Origin of the sequence: Enterobacter cloacae complex sp. 2024EL-00214 (assembly GCF_043945575.1) — a bacterium.
GTDB lineage: Bacteria > Pseudomonadota > Gammaproteobacteria > Enterobacterales > Enterobacteriaceae > Enterobacter > Enterobacter cloacae_P.
On sequence record NZ_JBIMRC010000023.1, the window covers coordinates 1 to 15582 of the forward strand.

At 53.7% G+C, this 15582-nt stretch carries 15 protein-coding genes; 3 read left to right on the forward strand and 12 right to left on the reverse strand.

All coding sequences use genetic code 11. The annotated features are described in order from the left end of the window. Positions 1 to 285: 285 nt before the first annotated feature. From hemG to pepQ, 4 genes are read right to left on the reverse strand one after another with little or no spacing between them, the layout of a single operon-like run. On the reverse strand, positions 286 to 831 hold the full coding sequence (gene hemG / locus ACHHZ6_RS20595; protein WP_182273357.1) for a menaquinone-dependent protoporphyrinogen IX dehydrogenase: 546 nt from the start codon (positions 829 to 831) through the stop codon (positions 286 to 288). 10 nt (positions 832 to 841) lie between these two features. Further along, complete coding sequence (gene trkH / locus ACHHZ6_RS20600; RefSeq protein ID WP_182273356.1) at positions 842 to 2293, reverse strand: Trk system potassium transporter TrkH; 1452 nt, start codon at positions 2291 to 2293, stop codon at positions 842 to 844. Between the two features lie 41 nt (positions 2294 to 2334). After that, positions 2335 to 2949, reverse strand: a complete 615-nt coding sequence (locus tag ACHHZ6_RS20605) for an IMPACT family protein (protein ID WP_182273355.1) — start codon at positions 2947 to 2949, stop codon at positions 2335 to 2337. Then, entirely contained in the window at positions 2949 to 4280 is a 1332-nt protein-coding gene (pepQ, locus tag ACHHZ6_RS20610) for a Xaa-Pro dipeptidase (RefSeq protein WP_182919100.1), read from the reverse strand. Before pepQ ends, ACHHZ6_RS20605 begins: the two co-directional genes overlap by 1 nt. 190 nt (positions 4281 to 4470) lie before the next feature. Between pepQ and fadB the strand changes: the two genes are divergently transcribed. Beyond that, positions 4471 to 6660 carry a fatty acid oxidation complex subunit alpha FadB gene (gene fadB / locus ACHHZ6_RS20615; protein WP_182919101.1) on the forward strand — a complete coding sequence of 730 codons (2190 nt, stop codon included), beginning with the start codon at positions 4471 to 4473 and terminating at the stop codon, positions 6658 to 6660. Between the two features lie 9 nt (positions 6661 to 6669). After that, positions 6670 to 7833 (forward strand): acetyl-CoA C-acyltransferase FadA, encoded by a 1164-nt coding sequence (fadA, locus tag ACHHZ6_RS20620; protein ID WP_182273352.1) that lies wholly within the window; start codon positions 6670 to 6672, stop codon positions 7831 to 7833. Between the two features lie 128 nt (positions 7834 to 7961). Here fadA and fre read toward each other — a convergent pair whose 3' ends face one another. Beyond that, positions 7962 to 8663, reverse strand: coding sequence for an NAD(P)H-flavin reductase (gene fre / locus ACHHZ6_RS20625; RefSeq protein ID WP_182273351.1), 702 nt, complete (start codon positions 8661 to 8663; stop codon positions 7962 to 7964). Positions 8664 to 8692: 29 nt separating this feature from the next. Next, entirely contained in the window at positions 8693 to 10198 is a 1506-nt protein-coding gene (gene ubiD, locus ACHHZ6_RS20630; RefSeq protein WP_182273350.1) for a 4-hydroxy-3-polyprenylbenzoate decarboxylase, read from the reverse strand. Positions 10199 to 10368: 170 nt separating this feature from the next. On the opposite strand from ubiD, the gene rfaH reads away from it, so the two are divergent. Continuing rightward, a complete protein-coding gene (gene rfaH / locus ACHHZ6_RS20635) occupies positions 10369 to 10860 on the forward strand; it encodes a transcription/translation regulatory transformer protein RfaH (protein WP_182273349.1) in 492 nt (163 codons plus the stop codon). Here the strand turns inward: rfaH and tatD are convergent. The 6 genes from tatD to ubiJ form a co-directional block, all read right to left on the reverse strand. Further along, positions 10857 to 11639: a 3'-5' ssDNA/RNA exonuclease TatD gene (gene tatD, locus ACHHZ6_RS20640; RefSeq protein ID WP_196390598.1), complete on the reverse strand. Its 783-nt coding sequence runs from the start codon at positions 11637 to 11639 to the stop codon at positions 10857 to 10859. The genes rfaH and tatD overlap by 4 nt on opposite strands. Before the next feature lie 41 nt (positions 11640 to 11680). Then, positions 11681 to 12451: a Sec-independent protein translocase subunit TatC gene (gene tatC, locus ACHHZ6_RS20645; RefSeq protein ID WP_182273347.1), complete on the reverse strand. Its 771-nt coding sequence runs from the start codon at positions 12449 to 12451 to the stop codon at positions 11681 to 11683. A 2-nt stretch (positions 12452 to 12453) separates the two neighbouring features. Beyond that, positions 12454 to 12996, reverse strand: coding sequence for a Sec-independent protein translocase protein TatB (gene tatB, locus ACHHZ6_RS20650; protein WP_182273346.1), 543 nt, complete (start codon positions 12994 to 12996; stop codon positions 12454 to 12456). A gap of 3 nt (positions 12997 to 12999) precedes the next feature. Beyond that, positions 13000 to 13254, reverse strand: coding sequence for a Sec-independent protein translocase subunit TatA (gene tatA, locus ACHHZ6_RS20655; RefSeq protein ID WP_182273345.1), 255 nt, complete (start codon positions 13252 to 13254; stop codon positions 13000 to 13002). 76 nt (positions 13255 to 13330) lie between these two features. Further along, positions 13331 to 14971 carry a ubiquinone biosynthesis regulatory protein kinase UbiB gene (ubiB, locus tag ACHHZ6_RS20660; RefSeq protein ID WP_395122957.1) on the reverse strand — a complete coding sequence of 547 codons (1641 nt, stop codon included), beginning with the start codon at positions 14969 to 14971 and terminating at the stop codon, positions 13331 to 13333. Beyond that, on the reverse strand, positions 14968 to 15573 hold the full coding sequence (gene ubiJ, locus ACHHZ6_RS20665; protein ID WP_196390600.1) for a ubiquinone biosynthesis protein UbiJ: 606 nt from the start codon (positions 15571 to 15573) through the stop codon (positions 14968 to 14970). The genes ubiB and ubiJ overlap by 4 nt, the downstream gene beginning before the upstream one ends. Between the last annotated feature and the right edge of the window lie 9 nt (positions 15574 to 15582).

The window sequence follows — 15582 nt, forward strand, 5'->3', positions numbered from 1 at the left end:
TCCATGTCACTTTGAGTGCCCACACAGATTGTCTGATAAATTGTTAAAGAGCAGTGCCGCTTCGTTTTCGCTGCGGCGCGGGGTGTGCATATTACGCTTTCCCGCTACAGAGTCAAGCATTTTATTTCGCTTTTCTCTGCTGGTGTTCATCTCTGAACCCCGCTAACCCGGCGGCCTGTAAGCCGTTGTTCCGTGTCAGTGGAGGCGCATTATAGGGAGTTATTCTGAAGTGACAAGCACAAAATACAAAAAACTTTTCGTTCGCTCACTTTTCAAACTCAACGCTTATTTAAGACGCGAATCGCCCGTTAAATGTGCGATTTCCCGTGCAAAACTGGCTACCTGCGACCAGTCGGTATAAACCACTTCTTTACGTGTATCCGTTTCACCGCCGGTCATCCTCATAATCAGACGGATCATAAAACGGTCATACCAGCGATAGCGTGGATAGCGCAGCGCGCCAGCAAACACAGCACACAGGTCTGGCTGCCAGGGCGAACCCAGCAAAAACTTACGCGTATAGCTGTTAGTCTGCGGCGTGCGTTTTTCGGCTTTACGGGCAACCAGGTTTACCGAATAGAAAGCACCGGGCAACTTGTTAAGTATCGCCGTATGCTTTTTCACAAAACGATCCAGCGCCGGATGGAAATGACCATAACGAATGGATGCGCCAATCACCACGCGATCATAATCCTGCCAGGCAATATGCTCCGCGCGATTCAGGTTCACCACATCCGAGTAAATGCCCAGCTCTTTTAATTCAGATGCCAGATAAGAGGCAATCTCACGCGTTTGTCCGTCTCGCGTAGAAAAAAGAATAAGTGTTTTCACAGACGACTCCTTATTCGCGCCAGAATGTTGGGGTGAACAGCACCAGCAACGTAAAGACCTCAAGACGACCAAACAACATGTTGGCGATTAAGATCCACTTCGCTATCGGGTTCATGCTGGCAAAGTTATCTGCCACAACCCCCAGTCCAGGCCCCAGGTTATTCAGCGTTGCCACAACAGAAGCGAAGGCAGAGAAATCATCCACCCCGGTGGCGATGATCGCCAGCATGCTGACGATAAACACCAGCGCATACGCTGAGAAGAACCCCCACACCGCTTCAAGAATGCGTTCCGGCAGAGCACGGTTCCCCAGTTTGATACTGTAGACCGCATTCGGGTGTACCAGACGTTTCAGTTCACGGTTCCCCTGCTTAAACAGCAGCAGAATACGAATCACTTTCAGGCCACCGCCCGTTGACCCGGCACAGCCCCCGATAAACGCAGAACACAGAAGCAGTACAGGCAGGAACAGCGGCCAGCGCGCAATACTGTCCGTCGTAAACCCGGCGGTTGTCGCCATCGACACCACCTGGAAGAAGGCCTGGTTTAATGTTGTCACTGCCGAGCTATAGACATCGTGGAACCACAGCACCAGAGTACAGATGACCACCAGGGTCAACTGGACACCGATAAACATCCGAAACTCCGGGTCACGCGAGTACACCTTCAGGCTGCGTCCGCTAAGTAAAGAGAAGTGCAGGCCATAGTTACAGCCGGAGATCAGCAGGAAGATGGCAATGATGGTGTTAATCGTTGGGCTATTAAAGTAGCCAACGCTGGCATCGTGCGTGGAGAACCCGCCGATGGCGATAGTCGCAAAGCTGTGTCCGATGGCATCGAAAGCGGGCATCCCGGCAAACCACAGCGCCAGCGCACAGGCAATCGTCAGCAAGACATAAATAAGCCACAGCGTTTTCGCCGTCTCCGCAATACGCGGGCGCATTTTGTTATCTTTCAACGGGCCGGGCATTTCGGCGCGATAGAGCTGCATCCCACCGACGCCCAGAATAGGCAGGATAGCCACAGCCAGGACGATGATCCCCATACCGCCGAACCATTGAAGCATCTGGCGATAAAAGAGGATGGCGTGCGGCAACGAATCCAGCCCCACCAGCGTGGTCGCCCCGGTTGTCGTTAAACCAGAGAAGGATTCAAAGAATGCATCCGTGACGCTCAGGTTGGGTTGTTCAGAGAAAATAAAGGGCAGCGAACCGACGCTCCCCAGTACCGTCCAGAACAGAACAACAATCAAAAACCCTTCGCGAGATTTCAGCTCACCTTTTTGGCGACGGTTTGGCCACCACAACAACGAACCAATCGCCAGTGCGACAAAGAAGGTCTGGGTAAATGCCCGCCCTGCGCCGTCCCGGTAGATAAGTGCCACCAGCCCTGGGAGGATCATTGTCCCGGAAAAAAGTATGACCAGCAGTCCAACAATTCGGGTAATGGCACGAAAATGCATCTCTGCCGCTTCCTTTGGTATTCAAAAAAGTGAGGTGGGGATTATTCTTCAATCGGCAGCAATTGCAACGAACCACGACTAAAATCCGCCAGTTTTGCTGAAAAAGCAGCCTGTTCAGCCTGAGGGAGCGCCACGCGCAATTGTACCTTTGCCTGGTACTCACTGTGCGCAATTACGCCGTTAAATTGTTTCAGCAGCGTTTCGACACCGGATAACTGAGCGTAATCGCACAGTAAAGTATATTCAGTGAGCGGTGTTTTGCGGGTGGTTATCAGCAGATTAAGCGCCTGCTGAACGCCACCGCCGTAGGCTTTAACCAGCCCACCCGTACCTAACAAAATGCCGCCGTAGTAGCGAACCACTACGGCGGTGATCTCACCCACGCCACTGCCCATAAGCTGTGAGAGCATGGGTTTACCGGCCGTACCTGCCGGTTCACCGTCATCAGAAAACCCTAGTTGCTGCGAGTCGTTCGGCGGCCCTGCCACCCACGCCACACAGTGGTGACGAGCATCAGGATGTTGCGCGCGAACAGCTTCCACAAACGCCTTTGCCGCCTCTACGCCATCGGTATGTGCCAACAGCGTGATAAAACGGCTTTTCTTGATTTCCTCAACAAAGGTGACCGGTTCAACCGGTATCAGCCAGCTTTCCATCAGGCCAGCTTCAGATCTCGCGTCATATTCTCGATATTGCTTTCGTGAACAACCACGTTATCTTCGATACGAATGCCACCAAACGGCTTCAGCGCTTCAATTTTTGCCCAGTTGAAGTGCTTGCTGAACGGGCCTTCACGCCACGGAGCCAACAGTGACTCGATAAAGTAGATGCCCGGCTCGATGGTCAGCACCATACGCGGCTCAAGGATACGCGTGCAGCGCAGGTATGGATATTTAGACGGTGCCGCCAGATGCGTGCCAGTGTCATCCTGCATAAAACCTGCAACATCGTGAACCTGCAGACCCAGCGGGTGGCCAATACCGTGAGGCATAAATGGCCCGGTCAGGTCGTTTTCTACCATCGCCTCTTCACTCATCTCTTTCACAATCTGATGCTTACGCAGCAGTTTAGCGATGCGCTGATGGAACTGAATGTGGTAATCCACATAGCGGGTTCCCGCTTTCATGGTACTGATAAGCGCGAGTTGCTCATCGTTAACGTCTTTAATCAGGTGCGCAAAATCGGTATCTGCATCCGCCGCCCAGGTACGGGTCAGGTCAGCCGCATAGCCGTTGTACTCTGCCCCCGCATCCAGCAGGAAGCTGCGCATTTCAGACGGAACATGGTGATCGAGTTTGGTGTAGTGCAGAACAGACGCATGCTCATTCAGCGCGACAATGTTGCTGTAAGGCACGTCAGTATCACGGTGGCCGGTTGCGGTCAGGTACGCCTGGTTAATATCGAACTCGCTCATACCAGACTGGAACGCTTCATACGCTGCACGGTGACCATTCACCGCCGTTTTTTGCGCTGCACGCATGCAGTGAAGTTCGTAGTCGGTTTTATACGCACGGTAATAGTGCAGATAATCCAGTACCCCTTTCGGGTTCAGTTTGTCCGCCTGGATCCCCAGACCCAGCGCACGCTCAGTGACAGGGCCAATGTAGGCGATATTGCCACGTGCAGCAGGCAGCTGGCTGCCAATGCCGTCTGCTTTTGGCAGGGCAATGACATCCACTTCTTCCGTCCAGAAGCTGGTCGGCAGCGGCTCTACGTTGTGCCAGTAATCCACCGGCAGGTAGAACCACAGTTTCGGTTTGTTCACGCCATCCACCAGCAACCAGCAATTTGGAACCTGTGTTACTGGAACCCAGGCTTTAAACTGCGGGTTAACTTTGAACGGATAAGCATGGTCATCAAGAAACGTATTCATCAGCTCACCGGAGTGGATAAGCAGAGCATCCAGCTTAAAGCGTGCCAGGACATCGCGGGTACGTTCCTGTAGGGTAACGATATGATTTTTATAAAGCGAAGACAGTGAGTCCATCTTTCTTCCTTTTGTTTTTTTGACCTCAAGTTCTCGCATCTTAGCACACCTGACTCCGACTGCGTGATTTCCACCGACCGTGATCAATGCAGCAATTTCTTAATGAGTGATTTGCATTTTATTAACATAAATTCCACACTCCGTTTCATCTGGTATGACCAGATCCAATTGCTGGATTCAGGAGACTGACATGCTCTACAAAGGCGACACCCTGTACCTCAACTGGCTGGAAAGTGGCATTGCCGAACTGGTGTTCGATGCCCCCGGCTCAGTGAACAAGCTCGATACCGCGACAGTGGCCAGTCTTGGCCAGGCGCTGGATGTACTTGAAAAGCAATCTGAATTAAAAGGGCTGCTGCTACGCTCGAACAAAGCGGCCTTTATTGTCGGTGCCGACATCACCGAATTCCTCTCGCTGTTCCTGGTACCGGAAGAGCAACTCAGCCAGTGGCTGCACTTTGCCAACAGCGTCTTCAATCGTCTGGAAGATTTACCGGTTCCAACGATCTCCGCCGTTAACGGCTACGCGCTGGGCGGCGGCTGCGAATGCGTGCTGGCCACCGACTACCGCCTGGCGACGCCAGACCTGCGCATCGGCCTGCCAGAAACCAGGCTGGGCATCATGCCGGGCTTTGGCGGCTCTGTGCGTATGCCACGTATGCTGGGTGCCGATAGCGCCCTGGAAATCATTGCTGCGGGTAAAGACATCGGCGCTGACCAGGCACAGAAAATCGGCCTGGTGGACGGTGTCGTTAAACCAGAAAAACTGGTTGAGGGTTCCCTCGCCATTCTGCGCCAGGCTATTAACGGCGACCTCGACTGGAAAGCCAAACGTCAGCCGAAGCTGGAACCGTTAAAACTCAGCAAAATTGAAGCCACCATGAGCTTCACCATCGCCAAAGGCATGGTGATGCAGACGGCAGGTAAGCACTACCCGGCTCCGATTACCGCCGTAAAAACCATTGAAGCCGCAGCCCGCTTTGGTCGCGATGAAGCCCTTAAGTTAGAAAATCAGAGCTTTGTTCCGCTGGCACACACCAATGAAGCCCGCGCACTGGTTGGCATCTTCCTGAACGATCAGTTCGTGAAAGGCAAAGCCAAACAGCTGACCAAAAACATTGAGACGCCAAAACATGCGGCGGTACTCGGTGCTGGCATTATGGGTGGCGGTATTGCTTATCAGTCGGCCTGGAAAGGCGTGCCGGTGGTCATGAAAGATATCAGCGAGAAATCCCTGACGCTGGGCATGACCGAAGCAGCCAAGCTGCTGAATAAACAACTGGAGCGCGGCAAGATCGACGGTCTCAAACTCGCCGGCGTCATTTCCACTATTCAGCCAACGCTGGAATACACCGGTTTTGACCGTGTGGACGTCGTGGTTGAAGCGGTCGTTGAGAACCCGAAAGTCAAAAAAGCAGTGCTGGCGGAAACTGAAGATAAAGTTCGCCCGGAGACTGTTCTGGCGTCGAACACCTCCACCATTCCGATTAGTGAGCTGGCAAGCGTGCTGAAACGCCCGGAAAACTTCTGTGGCATGCACTTCTTTAACCCGGTGCACCGTATGCCGCTGGTTGAAGTCATTCGTGGCGAAAAAACGTCTGATGAAACCATTGCCAAAGTGGTGGCATGGGCCAGCAAGATGGGTAAAACGCCAATCGTGGTGAACGACTGCCCGGGCTTCTTCGTCAACCGCGTGCTGTTCCCTTACTTCGCTGGTTTCAGCCAGCTACTGCGCGACGGTGCGGATTTCCGCAAAGTCGACAAAGTGATGGAAAAACAGTTCGGCTGGCCAATGGGGCCTGCCTATCTGCTGGATGTGGTCGGCATTGATACCGCGCATCACGCACAGGCAGTCATGGCTGCTGGCTTCCCACTGCGTATGCAGAAAGATTACCGCGATGCGATTGACGCCCTGTTTGACGCCAGCCGCTACGGCCAGAAAAATGGCCTGGGCTTCTGGCGCTATAAAGAAGACAGCAAAGGCAAACCGAAGAAAGAAGAAGATGCCGCAGTGGACAATCTGTTGGCCGGGGTATGCCAGACGAAACGCGACTTCACAGACGATGAAATCATCGCCCGGATGATGATTCCGATGATCAACGAAGTGGTGCGTTGCCTGGAAGAAGGCATCATCGCCAGCCCGGCAGAAGCCGACATGGCGCTGGTGTACGGCCTCGGTTTCCCTCCGTTCCACGGCGGTGCGTTCCGCTGGCTGGATACGCTCGGCAGCGCCCGCTATCTCGATATGGCTCAGCAATATCAGCATCTCGGCCCGCTGTATGAGGTGCCGGAAGGTCTGCGCAACAAAGCGTGCCATAACGAACCCTACTATCCAGCAGTTGAGCCAGCCCGTCCGGTTGGCGAACTGAAAACGGCTTAAGGAGTCACAATGGAAAAGGTTGTCATTGTTGATGCAATTCGCACCCCGATGGGCCGTTCAAAGGGCGGCGCATTCCGTAACGTGCGCGCGGAAGACCTCTCCGCGCACCTGATGCGCAGCCTGCTGGCGCGTAACCCGGCGCTGGACCCAACTGCGCTGGACGATATCTACTGGGGCTGCGTACAGCAGACCCTGGAGCAAGGTTTCAACATCGCCCGTAATGCCTCGCTGCTGGCGGAAATCCCACACTCCGTTCCGGCTGTCACCGTGAACCGCCTGTGTGGTTCGTCAATGCAGGCGCTGCACGATGCTGCCCGCATGATCATGACTGGCGATGCACAGGCCTGCCTGGTGGGTGGCGTAGAGCATATGGGCCATGTGCCGATGAGCCACGGGGTAGATTTCCACCCAGGCATGAGCCGTAACGTGGCGAAAGCCGCGGGTATGATGGGGCTGACCGCCGAGATGCTCTCCCGCATGCACGGTATCAGCCGGGAAATGCAGGATGCCTTTGCTGCGCGCTCCCATGCTCGTGCCTGGGCCGCCACGCAATCTGGTGCATTTAAGAACGAGATCATCCCGACCGGAGGTCACGATGCTGACGGCGTACTGAAGCAGTTTAACTACGACGAAGTCATCCGCCCGGAAACTACCGTCGAAGCGCTCTCCACGCTGCGTCCGGCGTTTGATCCGGTGACCGGCACGGTAACGGCTGGTACCTCCTCAGCACTTTCCGATGGCGCAGCTGCCATGCTGGTGATGAGTGAAAGCCGTGCCCGTGAGCTTGGCCTGACGCCACGCGCTCGCGTGCGTTCAATGGCGGTGGTGGGCTGCGACCCGTCGATTATGGGTTACGGCCCGGTTCCGGCGTCAAAACTGGCGCTGAAAAAAGCGGGTCTGACCGCAAGCGATATCGATCTGTTTGAGATGAATGAAGCTTTCGCCGCACAGATCCTGCCATGCATTAAAGATCTGGGGCTGATGGACAAGATCGACGAGAAGATTAACCTCAACGGTGGCGCGATCGCCTTGGGTCACCCGCTGGGTTGTTCCGGGGCACGTATCAGCACCACGCTGATTAACCTGATGGAACGCAAAGATGCTCAGTTTGGGCTGGCAACGATGTGTATCGGGTTAGGTCAGGGTATCGCGACAGTATTTGAAAGAGTGTAATTCCAGGAAAAGTATCTCAAAGCCAATGGCGTCAGAACAAGGCGACAAGTGAGCGCAGTTATGGCGTCATTGGCAAGAGAGACAGTTTAGTTGCCGTTCTTCCCGCCTGTCAGGGGCGGGTTTTTTATTTAGATGAATGCAAACGCATCGCCGAACAGGCGATCTTCACGCGCACCACGTTCATTACAGAACAGGTCACGGGCAATTTTCGCCATCTCGAAACGACCAGCGATGTAGATATCATGCCCGGCCAGCGTACCGTAATCCTGCAGCACTGCCGTCAGCACCGTACCGCTACGCCCACGCCAGCCCTCTTCCGGTTGCTCGACTACCGGCTCAATACGCAGGTTCGGATGGGTTACGCTCAGCGCTTCCAGTTCAGACAGGTCGTACAGATGTTTCTCTTCGCGGCCACCCCAGTAAATGGTGATATCGCGGTTCGGGTTACGCTCCAGTGCGGTCAACAGAATAGAACGCACATAGGAGAAGCCTGTACCACCGGCAATCAGGATCAGCGGACGGTCTTCATCTTCACGCAGCCAGGCGTCACCGTGTGGAATATCTACGACAATTTCACGCTCTTTAAGAATGCGATCCATAACGGCCATCGCATACAGATTCAGCTCTGACGCACCAATATGAAGCTCAATAAATTCCTGCTCTGCTGGCGTAGAAGCCATTGAGAAAGGGCGCTTATCACGTTCATCCATCACCACCATTAAGTACTGACCAGCGCGGAAAGAGAATGCCGCTTCTGGCACTAAACGGACGCGATATACGGTGTCGGTGATGGCATCTACCGAGGTCACTTTACAGCTTAAGGTTGTCATTCGCTCTCTCTGTCGGGAAGTCTAAGGGCTTAACGGTCAGATTCGGGTTTACCGTTATTCATTATGGCCAGTTCGTCCCAGATCGCGTCAATTCGCGCGGTCACGGCAGGATCTTTTTTGATCGGGCGACCCCATTCACGGTCGGTTTCGCCAGGCCATTTGTTTGTGGCATCCAGTCCCATTTTTGAACCAAGACCGGAAACCGGTGAGGCAAAATCCAGGTAATCTATCGGTGTGTTTTCGACTAACACCGTATCGCGCGCCGGATCCATTCGTGTGGTAATGGCCCAGATGACGTCATTCCAGTCGCGGGCGTTGACGTCATCATCGCAGACGATAACAAATTTGGTATACATAAACTGACGCAGGAAAGACCATACGCCCATCATTACGCGTTTAGCGTGACCAGCATACTGCTTCTTCATCGTCACCACCGCCAGGCGATACGAACACCCTTCCGGCGGCAGATAGAAATCAACAATTTCCGGGAACTGCTTTTGCAGGATCGGCACGAACACTTCGTTCAGCGCCACTCCCAGCACTGCGGGTTCATCCGGTGGACGGCCGGTATAGGTCGAATGGTAAATCGCATCTTCACGCTGGGTAATGTGCGTAACGGTAAACACCGGGAAGTTATCGACTTCGTTGTAATAACCCGTGTGGTCACCGTATGGCCCTTCCGGTGCCATCTCACCCTGTTCGATATAACCTTCCAGAACAATTTCAGCGCTGGCGGGCACTTCCAGGTCATTAGAAATACACTTCACGACTTCGGTTTTGGTACCGCGCAACAGCCCTGCAAAGGCATATTCAGACAACGTATCAGGCACTGGCGTTACCGCACCCAGAATCGTTGCCGGATCAGCACCCAACGCCACAGACACCGGGAAACGCTCTCCCGGATGTTCCGCACACCACTCCTGGAAATCGAGCGCACCACCGCGATGCGACAGCCAGCGCATAATGAGCTTATTTTTACCTATCAATTGTTGACGGTAGATACCAAGATTTTGCCGCTCTTTATACGGGCCACGCGTGACGGTCAGCCCCCAGGTGATAAGCGGAGCGGCATCTTCTGGCCAGCATTGCATGATGGGAATTTTTGTCAGATCAACCGCATCGCCTTCCAGCACTTTCTGCTGACACGGCGCACCGCGCAGGCGTTTGGTTGGCATGTTCAACACCTGCTTAAACTGTGGCAGCTTGTCGAACAGATCGCGGAAGCCTTTTGGCGGCTCCGGCTCTTTCAGAAAGGCCAGCAATTTGCCCACTTCACGTAACGCAGTCACATCCTCTTGCCCCATTCCCAACGCCACACGGCGTGGTGTGCCAAACAGGTTGCACAGCACTGGCATGGAGTAGCCTTTTGGGTTTTCAAATAACAGCGCAGGGCCACCGGCACGCAAGGTACGGTCAGCAATTTCTGTCATTTCCAGATAAGGATCAACAGGAAGTGTAATGCGTTTGAGTTCGCCCTGCTTTTCCAGCAGCGTCAGGAAGTCGCGTAGATCGTGGTATTTCATGCAGTTAGTCATGGCCTCTCTGTAAGCGCTTCATTATACGGCGTAAGCCTGCGCGATGCTGTAATTTTGTTAAATTAGCGTGAACTTCTGCGTCCTGTTTCACTTTCGACCATTATAATCAACTTAGCGATCCCGCCAGGGTTTTGATATGCTTGCGCCCCGAACTAAGGGAAAGAGTGATTATGCAGGCCTGGTATTTACTGTATTGCAAACGCGGGCAACTTCAGCGCGCACAGGAACATCTGGAACGTCAGTCTGTAAACTGCCTGACACCCGTGATCACGCTTGAAAAAATGCAGCGTGGGAAGCGTACCACCGTCAGTGAACCTCTGTTCCCGAACTACCTGTTCGTCGAATTCGACCCGGAAGTGATCCATACCACCACCATTAGCGCAACGCGCGGTGTCAGCCACTTCGTACGTTTTGGTACTCACCCGGCAACCGTCCCGTCGACGGTCATTCATCAGCTTTCGGTTTACCAACAACCCGAGAATATCACCGACCCGGAAACCCCTTTCGCGGGCGATTGCGTGGTGATCACTGAAGGCTCCTTCGAAGGATTGCAGGCAATTTTCTCCGAACCTGACGGCGAAACACGCTCCATACTGTTGCTCAATCTGTTGAATAAACAGGTGCTGCAGAGCATTAAAAACACCGGGTTCCGCAAAGTTTAAACGTTTACTCCGAACAGGCGACGCACGTTGTCATTCGTCTGCGCCGCCAGCCAGTGCGGCTCTTCTCCACGCCAGTGCGCCACTTTCTCAACAATATGCCCCAGATACGCTGGTTCATTACGACGCGAAGCGGGCTTCGGTGAGAGATCACGTGGCAGCAGATACGGTGCATCCGTTTCTACCAGCAACCGTTCAGCAGGGATCACCGGCAGCAACTCACGAAGTTCCAGCCCGCGGCGTTCATCGCAGACCCAACCAGTAATACCCAGATACAGCCCACGGTTCAGACAATCCAGCGCCTCCTGCCGGGAACCGGTAAAGCAGTGCAGCACCGCGCCAGGCAGTTTATCCAGCCACGGTTCCAGCAAAGCGAGAAAGCGCTCATGCGCGTCACGGCAGTGCATAAAAGCTGGCATCCCGAGTTCCGCCGCAATCGCGAGCTGCGCGGTAAATGCTTTTTCCTGCTCTTCGGGTGTTGAAAAGTTGCGATTGAAATCGAGCCCACATTCACCGATGGCCACCACCTCTGGTTTTTTTGCCAGACGATGAAGCACCTCAGCGCTGTCGTGTGTCCACTGGCTACTGTCATGAGGGTGCACTCCTGCGGTTGACCAGCAACGGTCGTAGCGTTGCGCCAGTTGCTGAGCCTGTTCACTTTCATACAGGTTAGTACCCGTCAGCAAAAGCCCCTTCACCCCAGCGGCAAAAGCACGCGCCACCACCTCATCGCGATCTTTCGCAAACTGCGAGCTGGTCAGGTTAAGCCCAATATCAAACATGCGGATCCCCATATGACAACCGCCCTGACGGGCGGCTGGTTTTATTCTTCAGTGGTCTTTTCAGACTCGTCGTCTTCGTCATCCTGTGGACGTCGCTTACCCACGTAGAAACGCGAGAAAAACACACCGACTTCAAACAAGCAGTACATCGGTATTGCCAGCAGCGTTTGCGAGAAGACATCCGGCGGAGTCAGCAGCATACCCACTACAAATGCCCCCACCAGGATATACGGACGCTTCTTGCGCAGATCTTCTGGCGTCGTAACCCCCACCCAACAGAGCAGCACTATCGCCACCGGCACTTCGAACGCAACGCCGAACGCCATAAACAGCGCCATGACAAAGCTGAGATAACTGGCGATGTCCGTCGATACCTGAACCCCTTCCGGCGCGGTGTGTGTCAGGAAACCAAAGGCCAGTGGGAAGACCACAAAGTAAGCAAACGCCATGCCGATATAGAACAACAGCGAGCTGGATACCAACAGCGGGATAACTAATTTGCGTTCATGCTTATACAACGCCGGAGCCACAAAGGCCCAGACCTGATAAAGAATAATGGGCGCAGACGCAATCAGCGAAACCCAGAAGGTCAGCTTGATGGGGGTAAAGAACGGCGAAGCAACATCCGTTGCAATCATTGTTGCGCCCAGCGGCATCTGCTTAATCAGCGGTGCAGAAACCACCTGGTAGATATCGTTGGCGAAATAGACCAGGCACAAGAAAATGAGGAAAACTGCAATAATGCAGTTTAACAGGCGCTTACGCAGCTCAATGAGATGTGCAATGAGCGGTTGAGTATCATCTACTGCCATGTTTACGCTTTATCACTCGACGAGGGGGATGATTCGGAAACGGGTACGGCGGGTTTTGCTTCAGCCGCTTTTACAACGGGCTCTTCCGGCTGCACCTGCTTTTTCACTTCAGTTTCCTGCGGCGTCTGTTCTGGCGCGGCAGCCTGATGCCCGGCGCTGGCTGGCGTTACACCTTCTCGCTGCGCTTCGTTATCTTTCACCACCGGGTTATGGATGGTGTTAGCTTCATCACTCGCCTTTTCAGGATCATTGATGCTGTAAGAACGCTTCATGGACTCCGCCGCTTCACGCAGCTCATCCATCGAGGCCTTCAGTTCCGGCGTCAGGTTATCCATGCTCGCCTTCTCAACCTTTTTCAGGCTTTCCTGAAATTCCTGAAGCTTAAGCTCCTGCGCCAGCTCGTTCTGAACGGTACTTGCCAGCGAGCGAAGCGCACGCACCCACCCGACGACGGTTTTCACCGCAACAGGTAAACGCTGCGGCCCCAGCACGATCAAACCAATCACGAAGACCAGCAGCAACTCACCAAAACCAATATCGAACACGAATTACACCTGCTCTTTATCGTGGCGTTTAGCGTCTTCCTTTTTGGCGTCATCTTGCTTGTCAGAGATGGATTTCGCAGTAAAGTCAGCATCCTGGCTGGATTTATCCTGCTTGCTCTCATCATCGCTCATGGCTTTCTTAAAGCCTTTGATAGATGCGCCGAGGTCGGAACCGATAGAACCGAGTTTCTTCGTGCCAAACAGCAGCACGACGATGACGGCAATGATCAACAATTGCCAGATACTGATACCACCCATACATGTTCCTCAGGGATAGATGATTAATTAGTCAGATCGCATTATACGTATGCAACCCGGCGATAGCGACGCTAAATCAGCGCGTTTTTCTCCAGCCTGCGAGCCAGACAACAACCCCGCCAGCCATCAGCCAGGCAGGCATCATCTGCCAGTCCGGGCGATTGATCAGCAACAGCGTACCGCTCAGCAGCAATGTCGCCCCAATACCAAAGAGATAGCGTGACTGTCCCTGGCGAACGCGGCTGGACTGAAGCTCGCGGGCGATTTTATCCATGCTGTGCTGAAGGTTCTTGTTCTGACGCAAACTGTCATAAACCAGCTCAGGAATTTCAGGCATTTTTTCAATCCAGAACGGGGCTTTCTCTTTCAGAGAGCGCACCAGCGCCGGAATGCCAACCTGATCCTTAATCCAGGATTCCAGGAAAGGTTTCGCGGTTTTCCATAAGTCTAACTGAGGATAGAGCTGACGACCTACGCCTTCAACGTAAAGTAATGTTTTCTGAAGTAAAACTAACTGCGGTTGCACTTCCATATTGAAGCGGCGGGCGGTGTTAAACAGGTTCAGCAAAACATGGCCGAAGGAGATCTCCGCCAGTGGTTTTTCAAAAATCGGTTCACATACGGTACGGATAGCAAACTCAAACTCTTCGACGTTAGTATCCGCCGGAACCCAGCCTGAATCTACGTGCAGCTCGGCCACCTTACGGTAGTCGCGATTAAAGAAGGCGATGAAGTTCTCGGCAAGATAGCGCTTATCTTCTTTGTTCAGCGAGCCCACAATGCCACAGTCAATACCGATGTACTTCGGGTTCTCAGGGTGTTCGTAACTCACGAAGATATTGCCCGGGTGCATATCCGCATGGAAAAAGCTGTCGCGGAACACCTGGGTGAAGAAGACCTGCACGCCACGCTCGGCCAGCAGCTTCATGTTGGTGCCCTGGTTTTCCAGCGCAACCACATCCGATACCGGGATCCCGTAGATACGTTCCATCACCATCATATTCTGGCTACAGTAGTCAGAATAGACTTCAGGCACATACAGCATCGGGCTGTCTTCAAAGTTACGACGCAGCTGAATGGCGTTTGCTGCTTCACGCTGCAGATTAAGTTCATCAATCAGCGTTTTTTCGTATTCCCGCACCACTTCCATTGGACGCAGTCGACGGCCATCAGGCAGCAAGCGTGGAACCCAGCGGGCCAGGCGGTAGATAAGCTTCATGTCAGCTTTGATTATCGGCAGGATATCCGGGCGAATAACCTTGATAACCACCTCTTTGCCGTTTTCTTTCAGACGCGCCGTGTGTACCTGAGCAATGGAGGCTGATGCCAAAGGCTTAATGTCGAAATCGTCAAACCAGGTTTCGACGGGGATATTGCCCATCGCTTCTTCAATCTGTTTCTTCGCCCTTCCCCCGTCAAACGGGGCAACGCGATCCTGCAACAGTGCCAGTTGGTCGGCAATGTTTGGTGGGAAGAGATCGCGACGGGTAGAAAGCATCTGCCCAAACTTGATCCATACCGGGCCAAGCTCCTGTAGCGCCAGACGCAGACGTTCACCCAGCGGCTGACCTTTATGACGATTTGGCATCCAGAACAACATCCGCCGCCAGATCCGAAGCGGCAGCGTAATGCGCATTTTGGGGATAAGTTCGTCTAGCCCGTAACTCAAAAAGGTGTGGACGATAAAATAGAGGCGGCGAATTTCACCAGGCGTCATTTGCTCTCCAGTTTTTCCAGCCGTTTGGTTAAGGCATCAACCGCGCGTTCAACAGCGGCAGTCTCTTCCGCAAACCATGCCACTTCCAGCGGCCCGGGTGCCATGCGCCATTCTTCGGTCAGCACTTCTGCCGCATAGCGCTGCTGTCGCTGCAGGCTTTTGCGCAGGAAAGCCGAACCACCATGAATCGCTTTACCGATCCCTTCAGCAGCAATGTCGCCAATAAAGGGCGCGAGCAGTTCTGCCGGATCAAACTCGGCCAGGTCGCTAAGCGCAACGAAGTTCTGCACGACCTGAATATCGCCTTCAACTTCCAGTTCACCGCTGCGGATAAGCGCGGTCAGTTGCTGGCGGTCACGCAGTTTTGGTAACACGCTCATGTGCGTAATGACCGAGCAGTCCGCCTCGCCTTCCCACTCACCCAGAACGTCGAGCTGACGTTCGCTGAAGACCAGCACAAGCGGTGTCGAAAACTCTTTTAAAACGATACGCAGTACCTTTCCGTTAAGCCGCTGACGTGCGGATTTCAGCGCAGGTGCGCGGTACAGAAAGGCATTCAGTACATTCTCAATGCCTGCGGTGACCAGGGGTTTAAAGGGCACGGGACACCT